Here is a 19,826-nt window from a genome sequence, read left to right on the forward strand (position 1 = left end):
TGCTCGGCGACGGTCGGCGTGTGGTCCAGCGGAGGCCTGGCCTCGACGCGGACCGCGAGGCCCGGGGAGGTCATCGTCCCCCACTCCCTGCCCCCTTCAACGTATAACGCACTGGGGGGCTTGCGGCAAGACCCGGGTGGTGCCGCAGAATCGCCCGCCGGACGCAGAACACACGGAGGGTGAACGAATGGGCAGCTACGTACTCGGGTTCCAGGAGATCGACCGGACGCAGGTCGCGGTCGTCGGCGGCAAGGGGGCGCACCTGGGAGAGCTTTCGCGGATCGAAGGCGTCCGGGTGCCCGACGGCTTTTGCGTGACGACGGACGCCTTCCGGCGGATCCTGGCGGACGCGCCGTCGATCGGCGATCAGCTGGATCGGCTGTCACGCCTGAACCCGGACGACCGGGAGGCCATCCGCACGCACAGTGCGGAGATCCGGCGGACCCTCGAAGAGATCGTCATCCCCGACGATCTGGCGGTGGCGATCACCGGCTCGCTCGCCGGGCTCGGCGAACAAGCCGCCTACGCCGTCCGGTCGAGCGCGACGGCGGAAGACCTGCCGACGGCGTCCTTCGCGGGCCAGCAGGACACATACCTGAACGTCGTGGGGGCAGCGGCGATCCTCCGGCACGTCAGCCTGTGCTGGGCCTCGCTGTTCACCGAGCGGGCCGTGACCTACCGCCTGCGGAACGACTTCGGTCACCGGAAGGTCGACATGGCCGTCGTCGTGCAGCGGATGGTCTTCCCGCTGGCGGCGGGTGTCCTCTTCACCGCCGACCCGGTCACGTCCAACCGGAAGGTCTCCACCGTGGAGGCGGGTTATGGCCTCGGTGAAGCCCTGGTCTCCGGTCTCGTGAACTCGGACAGCTACCAGGTGCGTGACGGTGAGGTCGTCGCCAAGACGGTCGCGACGAAGCAGCGTGCCCTCCACGCCTCGCCCGGCGGCGGGACACGGGAACAGCCGATCGAGCCTGACCGGCAGGAGCAACCGGCGTTGACGGACGCGCAGGTCGTGCGGCTGGAGCGGCTCGGACGTCGGATCGAAGCGCATTTCGGCCGCCCTCAGGACATCGAATGGTGCTTCGCCGATGACGAGTTCCAGATCGTCCAGAGCCGTCCGATCACCACGCTGTTCCCCGTCCCGGAGGTCGGCGACGAGTCAAACCACGTCTACATCTCCGTCGGCCATCAGCAGATGATGACCGACGCCATGAAGCCGCTGGGGCTTTCCTTCTGGCAGCTGACGACCCCTCGGCCCATGTCCGAGGCGGGCGGGCGCCTGTTCGTGGACGTCACCGGGATCCTGGCCGCGCCGACGAGCCGCGCCGGCTTCCTGGACGTCATCGGGAAGTCCGATCCGCTGATGGGTGACGCGCTGCGGACCGTCCTGGACCGCGACGGTTTCCTCCCGTCGGTTCCGGACGAAGGTCCTGGCCAGCGGATCTCCGGCGTCGAGCCCGCCACGATCGAGACCGATCCGGCCGTCGTCACCGAGCTGATCGGCCTCAGCGAGAACTCCCTCGCCGCGGTGAAACGCGACATCCGGACGAGGTCCGGCTCGGACCTGCTCGACTTCATCCTGGCGGACATCCAGGAGCTACAGCGGATCCTGTTCGAGCCGCGAAGCCATCAGGTGATCACGGCGGGGATGCAGACGACGTGGTGGCTCAACGAGCATCTGCGGGAATGGCTGGGTGAGAAGAACGCGGCCGACACGCTCACCCAGTCCGTCCCGCACAACGTCACGTCGGAGATGGGGCTGGCGCTCCTCGACGTCGCGGACGCGATCCGCCCGCATCCCGACGTCGTCGCCTTTCTGCACGGCGTCGAGAACGACGACTTCCTCGACGAGCTGGCCGGGATCGCGGGAGGGACGGAAGCGCGAGACGCCATCGAGGCCTATCTCGCTAAGTACGGCATGCGCTGCGTCGGCGAAATCGACATCACGAGGCCGCGGTGGAGCGAACGTCCCACGACGCTCCTGCCGCTGATTCTCGCCAACGTCAAGAACTTCGAGCCGGGCGCCGGTGGACGTCGCTTCGAGCAAGGGCGGCAGGAGGCGTCGACGAAGGAACAGGAACTGCTGGAGCGCTTGCGGGCTCTCCCGGACGGGAACGGGAAGGCCGAAGAAACCCGGCGGATGATCGAGCGTGTCCGGACGTTCAGCGGGTACCGGGAGTATCCGAAGTACGGCATGGTCAGCCGCTACTTCGTGTACAAGCAGGCTTTGCTGGAGGAGGCCGAGCGCCTCGTGCGGGACGGCCTGCTGGGGGAGCGGGAGGACATCTTCTTCCTGAGGTTCCAGGAACTCCAGGAAGTCGTGCGCACGAAACAGGTCGACGACGAGCTCATCCGACGGCGCAAGGAAGCGTGCAAGTCCCACGAAACGCTCACACCGCCCCGGGTGTTCACTTCGGACGGTGAGGCCGTCGCCGGAACGTACCGGCGCGACGACCTGCCCGCCGGTGCGATGGTCGGCCTGCCGGTTTCCGCCGGGACCGTCGAGGGGCGGGCCCGGGTCATCCTGGACATGGCCGACGCCGACCTCGAACCGGGCGACATCCTGGTCACGGCCTACACGGACCCCAGCTGGTCGCCCCTGTTCGTCGCCATCACGGGACTGGTGACGGAGGTCGGGGGCCTGATGACCCATGGCGCGGTGATCGCCCGCGAGTACGGCCTGCCCGCCGTCGTCGGGGTCGAGCGCGCCACGAAGTCGATCCAGGACGGGCAACGGATCCGGGTGAACGGAACCGACGGGTACATCGAGATCCTCTAGCCCGGCGAGTTCGGACTCGCGTCAGGACGAGGGCGTGACTCGCGTGCTCAATCGACGAACTCGCGTGCTTGAAGAGCGAACTCGCGTGCTTGGAAAGCGAACTCGGGTGTGCGGAGTCTGAGCACGCGAGTGCGGTGTCAAGCACGCGAGTTCGGCGCGCCTGCCCAGGACGTCGGTGATCAGCTGCCGCAGTTCGCCGCCGTGCCACGAGCTGTCCTGGCGTGCGTGACCCACCCGGCGGCAGGGGCCGGTATGACCAGGGCCGGCGCGAACCGGGGGACGTAGCAGGCCTCGTATCCCTCGGCCGCTTCGTCTCATCCCCTAGCGAGGTCCTCGGCGGTCAGGACGCGACCTGCAGGGCCTCGGTGGTGACCGCCCGGGCCGGGATCAGCAGCGACGCCAGCGCGATCAGCCCGGTCAGCGCCATCGCGCGTTCGACCAGCCCCAGCGGGATCGCCTGCCACCACGGCCTGCCGCCGTTCATCGAGATCACGATCGCCCCGAGGATCACGCCGAACCACGCCAATGCCGCCGCCGCGAGTATTCGGGTCACGGCGCGGCGCGCGGGGGAGGAGGGGAAGACGGCCTTCGCGGCGAACCACACGGCGAGCGGCAGGCAGACGAAGGCCACGACGCTCGCGATTCGGTGCACCGTCCCGCCGGTGCTCGGCCCGATCGCCCAGTTGTTCTTGGGGAACGCCACGATCGCCACCAGGCTCAACGTCCAGAACGCGCAGAAGACCGAGGCCGCGGACAGGGCGGGAAGGTGCTTGCGGCGGACCAGCGCGCCGAAGCCGATCGCCGAGCCGAACGCGACCAGCAGGACCGCTACGTCGAAGATCCACTTGTGCTCGCTCAGCGCGTATTCGCTGATGGTGCGGCGGACCGGGCTGATGCCACTGGTGGCGGGGAGGACCTGCAACAGCAGGATCAGCAGCGCTCCGCCGGCGACCGAGACCACGGCGGCCAGCAGGGCCAGCGGGGGCCTGGCGGTGACCTGAGGCGTCGTCATGGTTGAAAGGTAACCACCCAACCTGAAGGTTTTCTTAGGCTTTCCTGTCGGAAACGACAGGAAAATCCCATTTTACGGCGCACGTGGTGGTGATCGTTCCGGCACGGTCGGTGAGATCGTTGGGCCGAAAGGGGTGCAGACGACTTGTGGCGGGTCCCTCAGGTGGGGTCGCGGGTCTAGGGTCTCGCTACCGGTGACCTCACCCGGTCACCGGACTGCCCAAGGAGGTCAGTCTGTGGGGTATTCACCAAACCGGCGAAGAGCGGGATGGACGGCGGCGACCCTGGTGCTCGCCGGCACCTTCGTGGCACTTCCGTCGGCCACGACGGCGGGGGCCGCGGACAACGTGGTGCGAGCCAATCAGGCCGTGCCACGTTCCTGTTTCGCCGCGTTGCAGAAGCCGGGCATGTCCGGCACCGATCGCCGCGAGTTCACGTCCACAGTGGACGGTCTGCTGCAGGCCCGCCTCGCGCCGCGCGGCGGCAACGAGGGCGACTGGGACCTCGCGGTCTTCGACAAGGCCACCGGCGCCGTGGTCGCCGCGTCCGCCGCGTTGCGCAGCCACGAGCTCGCCGAAGGATTCGTGAAGAAGGGCCAGAAACTGGTCGTGCAGACCTGCCGGTACGACGGGCAGACGCGCGACGCGGTACTGGGAGTCGACTTCCTCGCGCTCACGCCGCAGGGCACGCCCACCGGCGCCGCGCCCACGCCGCAGCGCGCCGAACTGGTCCGAGTCGAGACCCCGGCCAAGCAGGACAAGGACAAGCTGCTCCGGCTCGGCCTCGACGTCACCGAGAAGGCCGACGCCACCGGTGTCCAGGTCGTCGTCGCCAACGACGCCGACCGCAAGACGCTGGCGGACAACGGCTTCAAGTCCAAGGTGATCGACGCCGACCTTTCGGCCAAGTCGATCCAGAACGCCAAGACCGACCGCGAGTACGCCGCGAAGACGCCGGGGTCCACCCTGCCGTCCGGGCGCACGAGCTACCGGCACCTCTACGACTACCAGTTCGAGGTCAAGGAACTGGCCCGCAAGAACCCCAAGCTCGTCACGGCGTTCACGCTGCCGCAGCCGACCTGGGAAGGCCGTGACGTCATCGGTCTCGAGATCGCGGCCGACGTCAAGAACATCGCGGACGGCAAACCGGTCAACTTCACCATGGGCGTGCACCACGCCCGGGAGTGGCCCGCCGGCGAGCACGCCATGGAGTGGGCGATCGAGCTGGTCAAGGGCTACACCGGCAACAATGCCGAAATCCGCGGCCTGGTCGGCCGGACACGCAACATCGTCGTGCCGATCGTCAACCCCGACGGCTTCGAAATCTCCCGTGAGGCCGAGCCCAGGGGCGACTTCTCGCGCTTCGACTACGAGATGAAGCGCAAGAACTGCAACGTCAACGACTCGCCCAAGGAGTTCGCGACCGGCGTCTGCAAGGCGAACCCCGGCGGCCGTGAACGCGGCACCGACCCGAACCGCAACTACGCGGGCTTCTGGGGCGGCGCCGGCGCGTCGACCCTGTGGCGCAGCGACACGTTCCGCGGCTCCGGCCCGTTCTCCGAGCCCGAGACGCAGAACATCCGCTCGATCGTGTCCAACCGGCAGGTGACCAACCTGATCACGCTGCACACCTTCTCGAACCTGGTGCTGCGTGTCCCGGGTGTCGCCGCCGTCCGCCCGCCGCTCGACGAGCCGGCGTACCGGGCGCTCGGCGACAAGATGGCCTCGCGCAACGGATACACCAGCCAGCCGTCGTGGGCGCTCTACGACACGACCGGTTCGACCGAGGACTGGTCGTACTGGGCTACCGGTGGCTGGGGCTTCACCTTCGAGGTCGGCCCGAACGAGTTCCACCCGCCGTTCTCCGACGGTGTCGTCGCCGAATACACCGGCGTCGCCCCCGCGGCGGGCGCGGGCAAGGGCGGCAACCGCGCGGCGTTCGTCGACATGCTGGCCAACACCGCCGACCCGGCGGCCCACTCGACGCTGATCGGTACGGCGCCGAAGGGCTACCAGCTGAAGCTGCACAAGACCTTCCAGACGCCGACCTCACCGGTGGTGCAGCCGGACGGCTCGACGAAGCCGCCGATCTACGTGACCGACAACCTGAACTCGTCGCTGGCTTCGACCGGCGGCCGGTTCGCTTGGTCGATCAACCCGTCGACCCGGCCCTACGTCGCGGGCCGCTACGGCCGCGAGCCGCAGGGCCCGGCGCAGCCGTCGATCCAGGTCGCCAACCCGGCCGGGGTCCCGGCGATCAACACGAACTACCCGAACGACCCGACGTCGGAGAGCTTCAAGTTCCACGTCGACGGGCTCCCCAAGGTGGACAACGGGAAGTTCAGCGTCGACATCAAGTGGGCCAGCCAGGACGCCGACTGGGACCTGTACGTCTTCGACGCGGCGGGCAACATGGTCTCGTCGTCGGCGAACGGTTCGACCACGGAAGAGCACGCGATCCTGTACGACCCGCCCGCCGGGGACTACACGGCCGTGCTGGTCAACTACTCGCAGGCAAATCCGTCCACTGTGGACGATTGGACCGGCGGCGTGTCGTTCCAGTCGCCGATCCCGCCGACCTACGGCCCCAAGGAGGCGTACCAGCTGACCTGCACGTCGCCGAAGGGCAAGCTCGTCGGGCTGGCGGACGTCTACGTCGACCGCGGCCAGACGGTCGACGTCGGTGAGGTCTGCACCCGTTCCGCGCGCGCCAAGAAGGAGCGCTCGGGCCGGTAGCCAGGTCAGTAGCTGAAGTCCGTGAAGGCCCCCTTGAGAGACCCAGAGTCCCTCAAGGAGGCCTTCACGGAACAACGCCCGAATCGCCATTGGAGCGGCCCGGAGATCAGCCGGTCCCGGCCACCCGGTCCCGCACCACCCGCATCGTCGCCGAGTCCACCGTGGACGGTTCTGTCGCCAGCCAGCCGCCGACCTCGTGCAGGAACTGTTCCGGCGTCATCGGCGGCGCGGGGGAGGGATCCTCGAGGTCCGTGGTGATCTCACCGGTCCGGCTCGGGTACACGATCATCGCCCCGCGCAACGCGACCCCCGGCAGGATCCGCCGGTACTCGGCGAGGCTTTCGGCCAGTCTGCTCCCGCCGCCGCGGAAGGCGCGGCCGTTGCGCAGGAGGCGGTCGTCGTCCGCGGTTTCGTAGTGTCCGGGCAGCCACAGCTTCGATTCGATGAGCACGAGCCGCTTCCCGCACAACACCGCGTGGTCGACGTCGGCGAACACCGAGTCCGGCCAGGAGAGGCCATGGAAGATGCGGGCGCCGGGGAGCCGGGTCAGGTAGCGCTCGAGCAGGTCGGCGGTGAGCCGCTCGGCGAGTTCGTGGGTTTCGGTGCCGGGGGTGCCGAACACACGCTTCCCGCCGAATTCGGCGGCGAACCGGCTCTCGGCGCGGGAAGCGGCGAGATAGCCGCGCGCGAGCCGTTGCACCAACAGGGCGGTTCCGGCGGTCAGGATCAGCCAGACGATCAGGGTGGGGGCCGAGAATCCGACGCCGGTCAGCACCGGCAGCAGGACCAGCACCATCCCGCCGACCGCCGCCACGACCGGGGTGTGCCCGGGGCCGCGCCGCCGTCCGTGGCGCACACGCCCGTCCTGCCCGGCGAATTCCCACCATTCGAGGTCTTCCGGATCGATCACGACCTGCTCGGGCTCATAGCCCGGTTCTTCGCCGAAGCGACGTCTCGGCCGCGACCGGATCGGCACGCGTACGGAACGGCCACCGGCGTCGTAGCCCGCGCGTAGCATCGGATCGCTGAGGGTGTCGTAGGCCTCGCGGACCAGCTGGAACGTGAGCGCGGAGCCCCCGGCGTCCGGGTGATGCGACTTCGCGAGCCGCCGGTACGCGGTCTTGATCTCGTTGACCGAGGCGGCCTTGCCCACGCCGAGCACTTCGTAGTAGTCGACATCGGGCACGGGCGGTCCACCTCCAAAGGGCCGGGCCGCAACACTATTCGGCCGCCGCCGGACACCCGCAACCACCTCCGCGGCGCGTCGGGGTGACCCCGCGGTCATACTGTTTCTCCTGTGGCGGAACGAGGTCCACCTCCGCTGCGTCCTGGATATCGTGAAGATCGACAGCGCACCGGGAAGGACAGCGGTGGGAGAACCGATCACGGGCACGGCGGCGGGAGTGCCGTTCACCGCCTTGCCGCCATCGACCGAGGTCAGCGGCCCCGCGCCGGTGGTCGTCGCCTGGCACATGATCGACGCGCCGCGTTCCGACGCGGCGTTCGCGGCCGCGTTGCCGCTGGCGGGGGTGCCTGCGTGGCGGGTGTACCTCGGAATGCCCTTGTGCGGCGCGAGAATGATCGACGGCGGTATGGACGCCGTCGTCGAACGGGCCATGCGTGACGCGATGCTCGCCTATGTCGACCCGTTCGTCAGGCAAGCGGCGCTGGAGTTTCCCGCCGCACTGGCCGGACTGCGCGAACGCCTCGGCTTCGACACTTCCCGGATGGCCGTCGTCGGCGGTTCGCTCGGCGGTGCCGTGGCGCTGGAGATCCTGGCCACGCGGGAGATCCCGGTCCGCGCCGCGGCACTGGTCAACCCCGCCGTGCGGGCGCGTTCGGTGGTCGGCGTGGTGGAAGGCCTGCTGGAGCGGCCTTATCCGTGGAACGACGAGGCGAACCAGGCAGCGGATCGGCTCGACTTCGTCGCACGATCGGGTGAAATATCGGCGCGGGAAACACAAGTTCCCGTGCTGCTCGTCAGCGGCGAGGACGACTTCCCGGTTCTCCGCACCGACGCCGACGACCTCGTCGCCGCGCTGCGTGGGCAGTACAAGCGGCCGGACGACGTCGACCTGACCGGGGTGCCCGCTCTCGCGCATCCGCTGGCCGAAGACCCGGGCATCGAACCAGCGCCGCAGCTGCCGATCGCGAAGGTGGTCGACGACGAGATCACCGGGTGGCTGGTGCGCCACCTGGCTTAACAGCCGGTTGGCGGCGCCGACCGGGCGGGACCGAATTCCAGTCGGAGCTTGTCGGTCTTGGGGATCACGAACGCGACACCGTCGCCCGCCCGCCAGTTCGACGGTAGGAACACGTACTGGCCACCGGACTGGAGCAGCAGCTTCAGTCCGGTGTACCGGTATTTGTAGGCGGCGTCGGGAGCCGCGCATTTCACCTGAAGGACACCGCCGGCGGTGAGGTTGAGGCTTTCGGCGCTGTAGAGCGTCGCGGCGGGCCGCGCGGGAAGCTGCGCCGCGACCTCGAAACCGCGTCGTGTGCCGACGGCGGCCGAATAGTCGCTGACGGCCCAGAGCAGCCCGATGCTGACCAACGCGTAACCCAGGACAAGCTCCAGCAGGCTGGTTCGCAGCGTCGAAGCCCAGTGCCGCCAGGCGAACAGCAGCATCAGCACGCCGAGCGCGAAGCCGAGTCCCGGCAGGCCGGGGCGGTCGCGGAACGGCTCCGGGTCCAGCGTGACGAGCACGGTCGAGACGATCAGCAGGGCACCGAGTCCGGCCGCGATCGGGGCGCAGATCCGAAGCAGCCGGGCCCAGGAGTGCTCGGTGAGGCGCAGCCGCAGGATCCGGACGGCGATCACGAAACCGAGCACAGTCCCCGCGGCACCCGCCAGCGGCAGGTACAGGCCGTCGACACCGCGCGCGAAGATCTCGTCCGGGGTCTGGGCGAGAAGGGTGTAGTGCACGCGGAAGTACGCGAAGAGCACCTGGGTCTCGATGAGCCCGAAGAAGTACAGCAGCGCGGTGAGCAGGGTCGTGTTGGCCAGCACCGCGCCGACCAGCTTGAGCGCCTGCGGCGGACCGGGGTCCGGCTCGATCGTCCTGGGCTCCGGCCGACGTAGGCCGCGCCGCGCGGTCATCCCGACTTGGTCTCGGTGGCCGGTTCGCTGGAAGACACCGGACTCTCCGGGGTCGTGGTCTCCTCGGTGACCTCGGGCGCGCACGCCTTGGCCTTGATCGTCACCGTCCCGCCGGGTTTGACCGGAGAGCGGGTGATGCTCGCGGTGCATTCGCCCTCGCCGACGACGATGACCCTTACGCCGCACAGCCTCGGTCCGCAGACCTTCCTGATGTCGCCCTCGATAGCCGACTTGGCGGTCTCCGGCGCGGCACCGAGGCGGGTGTGGTCGTAGATGATCGGGCTGCCGGGCACTCCCGGCGTCGGGTCGTCGGTGTGGCCGCCGCCCCCGCCGGAAGACGTGGACGACGTCGAGCCCGCCGACGCAGTCGGGGCGATCTCCGTCGTCACTCCGCTGCCCGTCGTCAGGTCGGCCGGGGCGGTGTCGCGAGGAGGAGACGCTCCGCCGCAGCCCGACGTGAACCCGAGGGCGGCGATCGCCGTCATCGCGCTGATCAGCCGTTTCATGGACCTCACCGTCCTTGGAAGACGTCCTTTGGGGTAAGGACGCGGAATGACGGCTCCCTGATACGTCCCGGCTTGGTCCGTTCGGGAATATTTCGCTGATTCCGCCCTTTCGGGCAATTCGGGATGGACCGAAGCGCGACAACTTCGCCGCCTGGACTTCCGACACGCCGCGATTTATGTTAAGAAACTTTACTAACTAACAGGGAGGCGCGTTTTGAGTTCACCCCCGCAGCCGGGGCTCGAGCGGAAGATCGGGCCGCTGCAGGCGACCGCCATCAACATGACCCAGATGTGCGGGATCGGCCCGTTCGTCACCATCCCCGCGATGGTGGCGACCCTCGGCGGCCCGCAAGCCGTGTTCGGCTGGCTCATCGGCGCGATCATCGCGCTGGCCGACGGCCTGATCTGGGCCGAGCTCGGCGCTGCCCTCCCCGGCGCCGGCGGCACCTACGTCTACCTGCGCGAAGCGTTCGGCTCCCGTACCGGCAGGCTCATGCCGTTCCTGTTCGCCTGGAGCGCGGTGCTGTTCATCCCGCTGATCATGTCCACCGGGATCATCGGGCTCGTCCAATACCTCGGCTACCTGATCCCGGGTGTGGCGGACGAGGGCGGCACCACCGGTCTCGGCAAGGTGATCGGGCTCGGCGTCATCGTGCTGGTCGTGCTGGCGGCGTTCCGGCGGATCGGCGAGATCGGCAAGCTGACCACCGTCCTGTTCGCGATCATGCTGTTCGCCGCGCTTTCGGTGATCGTCGCGCCCTTCACGCGTTTCGACGGCGCGCAAGCGTTCGCCTTCACGCCCGGCGCGTTCTCGTTCGGCGGTGGCGCGTTCTGGGCCGGGCTCGGCGCCGGCCTGATCATCGCCATCTACGACTACCTCGGCTACAACACCAGCGCCTACCTCGGCGGCGAGGTGCGTGACCCTGGTCGGACGCTGCCGCGGTCGATCATTTTCTCGATCCTCGGCATCACGAGCCTGTACTTCCTGCTGCAGCTCGGCGTGCTCGGCTCGATCCCGCTGGAGGAGCTCAAGAGCGCCACGTCGGTCGCCTCCACCGTGCTGGAACAGGCATGGGGGACGGGCGCGGCCAAGGTCATCACCGTGTTCATCGTGATCGCCGCGATCGGCTCGCTGTTCACCCTGACCGCGGTGATCAACGCGGCGGTGACGGTGCTGGTGCTCGTTCAGTCGCTCGCGCAGGTCGCGGCGATCGTGGTGCTGCGGCGACGGCGTCCGGAACTGGACCGGCCGTACCGCCAATGGCTCTATCCGATCCCGACGATCATCGCGTTGCTCGGCTGGGTCTACATCTACTTCTCGGCCACTTGGCTCTCGATCGGGCTTTCGGTGGGTTGGATCGCGCTCGGGGTGGCGGCGTTCCTCACCTACGCGAAGGCGGAGCGCGTGTGGCCGTTCGGGCCAAAGGGAATCCAGGAATCGTTCGCGGGGGCGGCAGAGGGGAACGGGAAGTGACGGGGGAAGAGCTGATCCTGGGGATCGACTTCGGTGGCACGAAGGTCGCGATCGGGCTGGCCGACAGAACCGGGAGCCTGCTGGTCTCCCGGCGGCTCGACACCGACGCGCACGCGGGTGCCGAGCAGGTGGTGAGCCGCGCGCTCGCCGCGGCGCGGAAACTGCTGGCCGACGAAGGCGCCGCGGACGACCTGGTGGCGATCGGCGTCGTCAGCCCCGGCATCGTGCTGGAGGACCGCATCCTGCTGGCCCCCAACGTGCCGGGCTGGGAGGAACTGCGGCTGCGCGAACTCGTCGCCGACGAGTTCGGCGGCGTCGGAATCGAAGTGGGCACCGACGCCAAGGCGGCGGCGCTCGCGGAATGGCGGTGGGGAGCGCTGGCGGACACCGATCCGGCGGTGTTCCTTTCACTGGGGACCGGGATCGCCGCGGCGGTCCTGGTCGGCGGACGGCTGCTGGCCGGCGCCAACGGAGCTGCCGGCGAGATCGGGTACAACCTCCGCTCGCCGCAGGACACCGACGGGTTCGCCAGCGGAGCGGCGCCGCTGGAAGAGGTCGTCGGTGGGCGTGGGCTGGGCGGCCGGGCGAGTGAGTCGCTCGGCCGCCCGGTAACGGCGGGCGAGCTGTTCGGCCTCGCCAGGGAGAACGCGCAGGCCAAGGAACTGGTCCGCGCGGCGCTCGACGAACTGTCGATGCACGTCGCGAACCTCGCCATCGCGCTCGACCCACAGCGCATCGCCGTCGGCGGAGGGCTGGTCCGCTCGGCCGACGTCCTGCTGCCCGCACTGCGTGAACGGCTGGCGCAGGCCGTGCCGTTCCCGCCGGAACTGGTCTCGGCGAAGTTCGACCAGGACGCGTCCCTGCTGGGCGCGATCGCGATCGCGCTGGACGCGTAGCGAGATCACCGACCGAAGCCGCCGGGCTTTCGCTAGATCCGATCTAGCGAAAGCCCGGCGGCTTTCTCGCGCCTAGGGGGTGAGGCGAGAGGAGGTCGGTCGTGAACAAGATGCGAGTGGCGGTGATCATCGGCAGCACTCGGGAAGGGCGGGTGGGGGACGCCGTCGCCAAGTGGTTCACCGGCCGCGCGGAACACCGGGACGACCTCGTTCTCGACGTCCTCGACCTGATCGACTTCGACCTGCCCGCCGGGCTGCCGGAGCAGGCGACCCCGGACATGAAGCGGCTCGCCGCGCGGATCGACGACGCGGAGGCGTTCGTCGTCGTCACCCCCGAGTACAACCGCAGCTTCCCGGCGTCGCTCAAGCAAGCGATCGACTGTGCCTACGACGAGTGGCGTGCGAAGCCGGTCGGCTTCGTTTCCTACGGCTACCGGTCGCAAGGCCTCTATGCCGTGGAGCAGCTTCGCTCGATCTTCACCGAGCTGCACACCGTGACGATGCGGGACACCGTCGCCTTCAACCTTCTCGACGGCACCTTCGCCCGCGATGGCACCCCCTTCGACGCCGACGGGCAAGGGCAGGCCGTGACCACCTTGCTCGACGAACTCGTCTGGTGGGGCCTCGCCCTGCGCGACGCGCGCTCCACCCGCCCGTACGTCTGCTGAAAGTTTCTGAAAGGAACAAGGAAATGAGTGAACTGGCCATCGAAGCCTCGGGGCTGGTCAAGGTGTTCGGGGAGAACCGGGCGGTCGACGGGATCGACCTGAAGGTTCCGGCTGGCACCGTGTACGGCGTCCTCGGGCCGAACGGCGCCGGCAAGACCACCGCGGTGAAGATGCTCGCGACCCTGCTCCGCCCCGACGGCGGCGAGGCTCGCGTCTTCGGCAAGGACGTCGTCCGCGAGGCCGACGCGGTCCGGTCCTTGGTGAGTCTGACCGGGCAGTACGCCTCGGTCGACGAGGACCTGACCGGGACCGAGAACCTGGTGCTGATCGGCAGGCTGACCGGGCATCGCAAACCGGCCGCGCGGGAGCGGGCGGCGGAACTGCTGGCGGCGTTCGGGCTGACCGAGGCCGCGGGGCGGCAGGTGAAGAACTACTCCGGCGGGATGCGGCGGCGGATCGACATCGCCGCGAGCATCCTCAACACCCCGGACGTGCTCTTCCTCGACGAGCCGACGACCGGGCTCGACCCCCGCAGCCGCAACCAGGTCTGGGACATCGTGCGCGCGATCGTGCAGCACGGCACCACCGTCCTGCTGACCACGCAGTACCTCGACGAAGCCGACCAGCTGGCGTCCCGGATCGCGGTCATCGACCACGGCAAGGTCATCGCCGAAGGCACCAAGGGGCAGCTGAAGGCGTCGGTCGGCGCGGGTGCGGTCCACGTCCGGCTGCGGGAGGCCGATCAGCGGCCCGAAGCGGAAGCACTGCTCGTCCGCACCTTGCAGGCGCAGGTGCAGCTCGAAGCGGACCCGCTCGCCCTGACCGCCCGGCTTTCGGGTGACAGCACCGAGCAGAGCGCGGCCGAGCACGCCGCGCGCGCACTGACCGAACTCGCCCGCGAGGGCATCGTCGTCGACACCTTCTCCCTCGGCCAGCCGAGCCTCGACGAGGTCTTCCTTGCCCTTACCGACCGCACCGCCACGCCTGAGGAGAGTGCAGCTTGAGCACCACGGCAGTCAAAGAAAACGAACCCGCTCTCGCGGCACCCAAGGCGGAGGACCTCGCCGCCGTCCTTATCGCGAAGAGTCGCCCGCCGCGCCCCAGCGCGCTGTCGGCTTCGATCACCTTCGGGTGGCGCGCGATGCTGAAGATCAAGCACGTGCCCGAGCAGCTGTTCGACGTCACGGCGTTCCCGATCATGATGACGCTGATGTTCACGTACCTCTTCGGCGGCGCGCTGTCCGGTTCGCCGACGGAGTACCTGCAGTTCGTGCTGCCGGGCATCATGGCGAGCAGCATCCTGATGATCACCATGTACACCGGGGTCTCGGTGAACACCGACATCGAGAAGGGGGTGTTCGACCGGTTCCGCACGCTGCCGATCTGGCGGCCGTCGGCGATGGTCGGGTACCTGCTCGGCGACATGCTGCGCTACCTCATCGCGTCGCTGGTGATCCTCGGCGTCGGACTGATCATGGGCTTCCGTCCCGGCGGCGGGTTCGGCGGCGTGGCCGCCGCGATCCTCCTGCTGCTGGCGTTCTCGTTCGCGTTCTCGTGGATCTGGACGATGTTCGGCCTGCTGCTGCGCAGTGAGAAGTCGGTGATGGGGGTCAGCATGATGGTGCTGTTCCCGCTGACCTTCCTCAGCAACATCTACGTCAACCCGGAGACGATGCCCGGCTGGCTGCAGGCCTTCGTGAACGTCAACCCGGTGACCCACGTGGTCGCGGCGGTCCGCTCGATGATGGACGGCAACTGGGACGGCGGCGAGATCACCTGGGTGCTGATCGCCGGCGGGGTCATCCTCGCGGTGTTCGGAACGCTCACCATGCGGCTCTACAACCGGAAGTGACCTGGGGGTGACAAGGTTCCCCTGGCGGCTCACAGCCGCCAGGGGACCTTGTCGTCCGGGGCGTAGCGGCACGAAGAACCGGTGGTGACCGAAGCGCGCAGGTGCGCGGCCAGCGCCGGGTGCTGCTCGTCGAGTTTGCGGAGGGTGTCCCGGATCCGGGCGGTCACCGTCTTGCGGGCGCGTTCGGCCTCGTCGCCGAGCCGCCGGGTGCGGCCGCCGAGCCCGGCGGCGGAGCGCAGTTCCGCCAGCAGCGCGTCCCGCTCACGGTCCAAGGTCGCGGCGCGGGTGTCCTGGGCCAGCTCGGTCGCCGTGTCGATCAGGTCGTCGAGTTCGTCCAGCCGAGCGCGGTACCGGGCCTTCGCTTCGTCGTCAAGGACGGCGTCACCGCCGAGGCTCTTGGCGGCGACGACCACCTCACCACCTTCGGGGTCGAGCAGCCGCACGGCCGTCACCTCCGAACCCGGCCTGCCGAGCAGGAAATGCAGATCCCGCAAGCCTTTCGAGTCCGGGAGATGCGTGGTGACGCCACCGAAACGCAGTGTCCACACGGCTTCGTCGCGGTGGAACTCGGCGGCCGGAGCGACCGGGGCCCGCGTGCGATCCCGCATTTCGGCGACCCTGGCCACGACCTGCGGCATGCCGATCGTGGTGGCCTCTCTGTCCACTTCGGACAGCAAGGCGGTCGCCGTGGCCGCGTCCCCTTCGAGATTGCGGCCGAGCAAGGCCATCGCCAGCCAGGACTTGGCCTCGATCGCCCAGACCGTGGCCCTCAGCCGGTCCGCCGAGAGTACGGCGTCACGCAGCCTGACCACCGCGTCGTTCCAGCGTTCCTGCGCCAGATCGAGTCTGCCGAGCCAGAGGACGACCGGGCCGGAGATCTCGCAGCCGTACAGGGAAACCAGCCATTCCCCACTGTAGGGCGCGAGGAGCGCGCGGGCGGCTTCACACCGTTCGGGGTCGCGCGAGAGCGCCGCCGTATGCGCTTGGCAGCGCAACCACAGCGCTTCCAGATCGCGGGGGTACGGTTTCGCGTCGGCGGCGAGATCGGTGAGCCGCACGGCCTCCGCGGTGTCCTCCCGCTGGGCGGCGGTGACCGCCTCCAACATCCGTCCGTAGGCGTACCCGCCGCCGTGGATCTCGCGGTGCAATCCGGCGAGATCGTCGAACCGGCCCTCCAAACACCATCGGGTCCACCGCTGTAGCTGGTTCAGATCACTGAAATGGGGGTGCTCGTCGCCCTCGTGTCTCGAGAGCACCTGCTGGATGAACGCCTCGGCTTCGGCGAACCGGCCCTGGAGCGTGGCGATGATGCTCTGGTCGATCAGGGAGGCCAGCTGTGAACTCGGTGCCCGGCCGCTGCTCGCCAAGGCGACGAACTCCTGGTACTGCTCGAGATACCGGGGATCGCCACGTTCGAGCAGCGCGACCCATTTGAACGACGCCGCGTAGTGCTCCAGTTCCGGGTTCGACGTCCGGCGGCCGACCACGACCAGTTCGTCGGTGAGCCGTTCCCGTTCGGCTGCGCTGCCCGGCCCCCAGATCGCGTCGTGCCGGGCCCACAAACCGAACAGCAGTGCGGAATCGTCCTGATCGTCGCGGGCGGTCATCATGATGCGCGCGGTCAGTTCCTGCGTCATCTCCTGGACGGTGAGGTCCTGACCGGGCTCTCGGCCACAGAGCCGTCTGTGCGCTTCGGTGAGCACCAGGACGGTCTCGTCGACCCGCAGGCCCTTGTGGTCGGCGCGGATCAGGGTCAGCGCCAGCCGGGCGAGGAGATCGTCGTCGTCGAGTTCGTGGATGAGCGCGGAGACCTCGTCGAGGACCTGTCTTCCCTCGTCGGTTTCGTAGTGGCGGGTCAGATGCGCGCCCAGTTCGAGCGCGATGACCGCACGGCGGCGGTGATCCTCGGCGACCTCCATCGCCCGCCGGTAGTGCGTGGCCGCCTCCTCGGCCGCCATCCGGCCGGTGGCGTCGATCGCCGCGGCCAGCAACAGTTCGACGGCCTGATCCTGATCGAGTTCCCGGCCGGCGAGCAGCGCGTGCCGGGCCAGGTCCGCGGGGAAGATCCGGTCCGGTGACTTCGGCATCTCGCGGACCGCCGCGACGACCGCGGCGTGCAGTTTCCGCCGCTCCGCTTCGGACAGGCTCGCGTACAGCGTCTCGCGGACGAGGTCGTGGGCGAACGCGAACCGGCCCTGCCCGTGCACCACGACCAGTCGCGCCGCGACGGCCTGGTCCAGCAGTCTGTCCACTTGCGGCACGGGTGCCGCCACCACTCCGGCGAGCAGGCGGCGGTGGAATTCCCTGCCGAGTACGGACGCGGTGGTCAGAAGATCGAGAACCGGTTGGGGGAGCAGGGAAAGCCGTCGCTGCAGGGCGTCGGCGACGCCGGGCGCGATCGTCTCGGCGGATCCGCCGCTGTGCCACAGCCGCGCGGTCTGCTCGACGAAGAACGGGTTGCCGCCGGTGCGGCGATGGACTTCGATGACCAGAGCGCCGCCCGGTTCCGCGCCCGCCGTCCTGGCCATGAGCGCGCCGACCTCGTCCGGTTGGAGACCGGTGAGTGTGACCGATGTGGCCTTCGCGAGCAGCGGCAGCATCAGCGAGCGGAGCGGGTGGCCCGCCGCCTCGACCTCGACGTCCCGGTACGTGCCGATCAGCAGTAGTCGTTCGAACCAGGTGTGCTGCGCGGCGAACTCGAGCAGCCGCAGTGACGCGGCGTCGGCCCAGTGCAGGTCGTCGAGCACCACCACGACCGGCCGTTCCTGGGACGCGGCCACGAGCGCGCTCGTCACCGCGTCGTAGAGGCGGAACCCGTCGGCGGCTCCGTCGCCGCGCGCCTCGCCGAGCAGGACGTCCAGTTCGCTGTCCGCCATGGCGGCCCACCGGCCCGGCTCGACCGTGCGCCGCAGCCCGCGGATCACCTGTGTCCACGGCCAGTAGCCGGGCGCGCTGGCGGAATCCCAGCAGGACCCGTTGAGCACCAGGGCGCCCAGGCGCTTCGCCTCGTCGGCGGCGCCGGTGACGAGCGTGGTCTTGCCGATCCCGGCCTCGCCGGTGACCAGCACCAGCCCGCCGTGGCTTTCGGCGGCACGGGCGATCTCCGCGCGAAGCACACCCGCGGGATGGTCGCGTCCGATGAGCGAGGCTGACATGTCCGAATCCTCCCAGTACGGTCCGACAATTTCACGACGCGCACCGGATGTCAGGCGTTACCCCGGTTCGTCGTGACCGACGGTGACCGGCGTCTCCCGGCCGCCGGGAACCCCGCGCGACCCGAATCCGACCTCCTGGACGTGACGAATCGAGTGGGACGGCGAGTGAACCGCCGTCGAAATTCGTGCTCCGCCGGGCGAACGCGGCCTGTTGTGCCAGGTCAGGTGCTACGTGGCTGGAGTAGGGTGCAGGACATGGGGAGCATTCGCTCGCGCGTGCTGGCGTGGATCGGCCGCCGCTACTTGGCGCGGCAGCAGAAGAACGGTTTCGACCTGTCCAAGATGTCCATCATCCCGGACAACCTCCTGACACCACTCAAACGCGACGGTCTCGACCCGGTCGCCGAGCTGGGCCGGGTCCGCGCCGAGGAGCCGATCAGCAAGCTGGACCTGCCGTTCGGGATGAACGGCTGGCTGGTCACCGGCTACGACGAGGCCAAGGCCGTACTCGGCAAGGTGAGCGAGTTCAGCAGCGACTTCACGAACCTGGTCGGGAGCGCGGGCGTGACCGAGGACCAGAACCCCGGTGGGCTCGGGTTCGCCGATCCGCCGGTGCACACCAGGTTGCGGCGTCTGCTCACGCCGGAGTTCACCATGCGGCGGCTTTCGCGGCTGACACCGCGGATCGACGAGATCGTGGCCGACCAGCTCGACGCGATGGAGAAGGCGGACGGTCCGGTCGACCTGTGGGAGGCCTTCGCGCTGCCGATCCCGTCGCTGACGATCTGCGAGCTGCTCGGCGTCCCGTACGAGGACCGCGACGACTTCCAGCGGCTGAGCACCGCGCGGTTCGATCTCTTCGGTGGCGCGGGCGCGTCACTCGGTGCGATGACCGAGTCACTGTCCTACCTGGACGACATCGTCAAGAAGCAGCGCGAGAACCCGGGCGACGGCCTGCTCGGCATGCTCATCAAGGAGCACGGCGACGAGATCGACGACCGCGAACTGGCGGGCCTCGCCGACGGTGTGCTCACCGGCGGTCTGGAGACCACGGCGAGCATGCTCGCGCTCGGCGCGCTCGTGTTGCTGAAGGACCGTTCGCTGTTCGAGACCGTGCGTGGTGACGACGAGGCCGTCCACAAATTCGTCGAGGAACTGCTGCGGTACCTGACCGTCGTGCAGATGGCCTTCCCGCGCTTCGCCAAGGAGGACATGGAGATCGCGGGCGTCCAGATCGCGAAGGGCGACATCGTGCTGGTCTCGCTCAGCGTCGCGAACCGTGACGGCGTCCTCGGCGACGACATGGAGAAGTTCGACGCGACCCGCGAGCCGACCTCGCACCTCGCCTTCGGCTGGGGCATCCACCGGTGCATCGGTGCCGAACTGGCCAGGATGGAACTGCGCACCGCGTATCCCGCGCTGGTGCGCCGCTTCCCGGAGATGCGGCTGGCGATCGAACCGGACGCGGTGGATTTCCGGAAGGTCTCGATCGTTTACGGCGTCGACGCGCTGCCCGTGTTGCTGGACTGAGCTTCAGGCTGTGTCTCTCGGAGCGTGCTTTCGGATTTCCGCAGCCGGGCCGCGACATCAGCTGGTCCCTCACCCAGCCGTAGCAGCGGCCCGCCTCCGCAAATCCGAGGCCCCCGGCCG

General features: G+C 69.0%; 14 protein-coding genes. 9 read left to right on the forward strand and 5 right to left on the reverse strand.

Features of this window, described 5'->3' with window-relative positions; all coding sequences use genetic code 11:
• Nucleotides 1-187: 187 nt before the first annotated feature.
• Entirely contained in the window at nt 188-2,779 is a 2,592-nt protein-coding gene (gene rph, locus ACM6LR_RS21405) for a rifamycin-inactivating phosphotransferase (RefSeq protein ID WP_414944378.1), read from the forward strand.
• Between the two features lie 340 nt (nt 2,780-3,119).
• Here the strand turns inward: rph and ACM6LR_RS21410 are convergent, their stop codons facing one another.
• On the reverse strand, nt 3,120-3,791 hold the full coding sequence (locus tag ACM6LR_RS21410; protein WP_414937765.1) for a DUF998 domain-containing protein: 672 nt from the start codon (nt 3,789-3,791) through the stop codon (nt 3,120-3,122).
• Nucleotides 3,792-4,026: 235 nt separating this feature from the next.
• Here ACM6LR_RS21410 and ACM6LR_RS21415 point away from each other — a divergent pair, with 235 nt between their 5' ends.
• Nucleotides 4,027-6,525, forward strand: a complete 2,499-nt coding sequence (locus ACM6LR_RS21415; protein ID WP_414944379.1) for a M14 family zinc carboxypeptidase — start codon at nt 4,027-4,029, stop codon at nt 6,523-6,525.
• A gap of 106 nt (nt 6,526-6,631) precedes the next feature.
• On the opposite strand, the gene ACM6LR_RS21420 is transcribed toward ACM6LR_RS21415, so the two are convergent.
• The gene (locus ACM6LR_RS21420; RefSeq protein WP_414937767.1) at nt 6,632-7,711 is read right to left on the reverse strand and encodes a J domain-containing protein; all 1,080 of its coding nucleotides are present in this window, start codon (nt 7,709-7,711) and stop codon (nt 6,632-6,634) included.
• A 184-nt stretch (nt 7,712-7,895) separates the two neighbouring features.
• Here ACM6LR_RS21420 and ACM6LR_RS21425 point away from each other — a divergent pair, with 184 nt between their 5' ends.
• Nucleotides 7,896-8,729 (forward strand): alpha/beta hydrolase family protein, encoded by an 834-nt coding sequence (locus ACM6LR_RS21425; RefSeq protein WP_414944380.1) that lies wholly within the window; start codon nt 7,896-7,898, stop codon nt 8,727-8,729.
• Here ACM6LR_RS21425 and ACM6LR_RS21430 read toward each other — a convergent pair.
• The gene (locus tag ACM6LR_RS21430) at nt 8,726-9,625 is read right to left on the reverse strand and encodes a hypothetical protein (RefSeq protein ID WP_414937769.1); all 900 of its coding nucleotides are present in this window, start codon (nt 9,623-9,625) and stop codon (nt 8,726-8,728) included. The genes ACM6LR_RS21425 and ACM6LR_RS21430 overlap by 4 nt on opposite strands.
• Nucleotides 9,622-10,131 carry a hypothetical protein gene (locus tag ACM6LR_RS21435; RefSeq protein WP_414937770.1) on the reverse strand — a complete coding sequence of 170 codons (510 nt, stop codon included), beginning with the start codon at nt 10,129-10,131 and terminating at the stop codon, nt 9,622-9,624. Before ACM6LR_RS21435 ends, ACM6LR_RS21430 begins: the two co-directional genes overlap by 4 nt.
• 214 nt (nt 10,132-10,345) lie before the next feature.
• Here ACM6LR_RS21435 and ACM6LR_RS21440 point away from each other — a divergent pair, with 214 nt between their 5' ends.
• The 5 genes from ACM6LR_RS21440 to ACM6LR_RS21460 all read left to right on the forward strand — a co-directional run bounded on the left by ACM6LR_RS21440 (nt 10,346) and on the right by ACM6LR_RS21460 (nt 15,021).
• On the forward strand, nt 10,346-11,605 hold the full coding sequence (locus ACM6LR_RS21440) for an APC family permease (RefSeq protein WP_414944381.1): 1,260 nt from the start codon (nt 10,346-10,348) through the stop codon (nt 11,603-11,605).
• The gene (locus ACM6LR_RS21445) at nt 11,602-12,501 is read left to right on the forward strand and encodes an ROK family protein (RefSeq protein WP_414937772.1); all 900 of its coding nucleotides are present in this window, start codon (nt 11,602-11,604) and stop codon (nt 12,499-12,501) included. Before ACM6LR_RS21440 ends, ACM6LR_RS21445 begins: the two co-directional genes overlap by 4 nt.
• Before the next feature lie 110 nt (nt 12,502-12,611).
• Nucleotides 12,612-13,169, forward strand: a complete 558-nt coding sequence (locus ACM6LR_RS21450) for an NADPH-dependent FMN reductase (protein ID WP_414937968.1) — start codon at nt 12,612-12,614, stop codon at nt 13,167-13,169.
• 23 nt (nt 13,170-13,192) lie between these two features.
• Nucleotides 13,193-14,173, forward strand: a complete 981-nt coding sequence (locus tag ACM6LR_RS21455) for an ATP-binding cassette domain-containing protein (RefSeq protein WP_414937773.1) — start codon at nt 13,193-13,195, stop codon at nt 14,171-14,173.
• Nucleotides 14,170-15,021, forward strand: coding sequence for an ABC transporter permease (locus ACM6LR_RS21460; RefSeq protein ID WP_414937774.1), 852 nt, complete (start codon nt 14,170-14,172; stop codon nt 15,019-15,021). The genes ACM6LR_RS21455 and ACM6LR_RS21460 overlap by 4 nt, the downstream gene beginning before the upstream one ends.
• A 29-nt stretch (nt 15,022-15,050) precedes the next feature.
• On the opposite strand, the gene ACM6LR_RS21465 is transcribed toward ACM6LR_RS21460, so the two are convergent.
• Nucleotides 15,051-18,176, reverse strand: coding sequence for an ATP-binding protein (locus ACM6LR_RS21465; RefSeq protein ID WP_414937775.1), 3,126 nt, complete (start codon nt 18,174-18,176; stop codon nt 15,051-15,053).
• Nucleotides 18,177-18,431: 255 nt separating this feature from the next.
• On the opposite strand from ACM6LR_RS21465, the gene ACM6LR_RS21470 reads away from it, so the two are divergent.
• On the forward strand, nt 18,432-19,706 hold the full coding sequence (locus tag ACM6LR_RS21470) for a cytochrome P450 (RefSeq protein WP_414937776.1): 1,275 nt from the start codon (nt 18,432-18,434) through the stop codon (nt 19,704-19,706).
• Nucleotides 19,707-19,826: the final 120 nt, after the last annotated feature.

It is taken from the genome of Amycolatopsis sp. cmx-11-32, assembly GCF_047608695.1.
Classification (GTDB): Bacteria; Actinomycetota; Actinomycetes; order Mycobacteriales; family Pseudonocardiaceae; genus Amycolatopsis.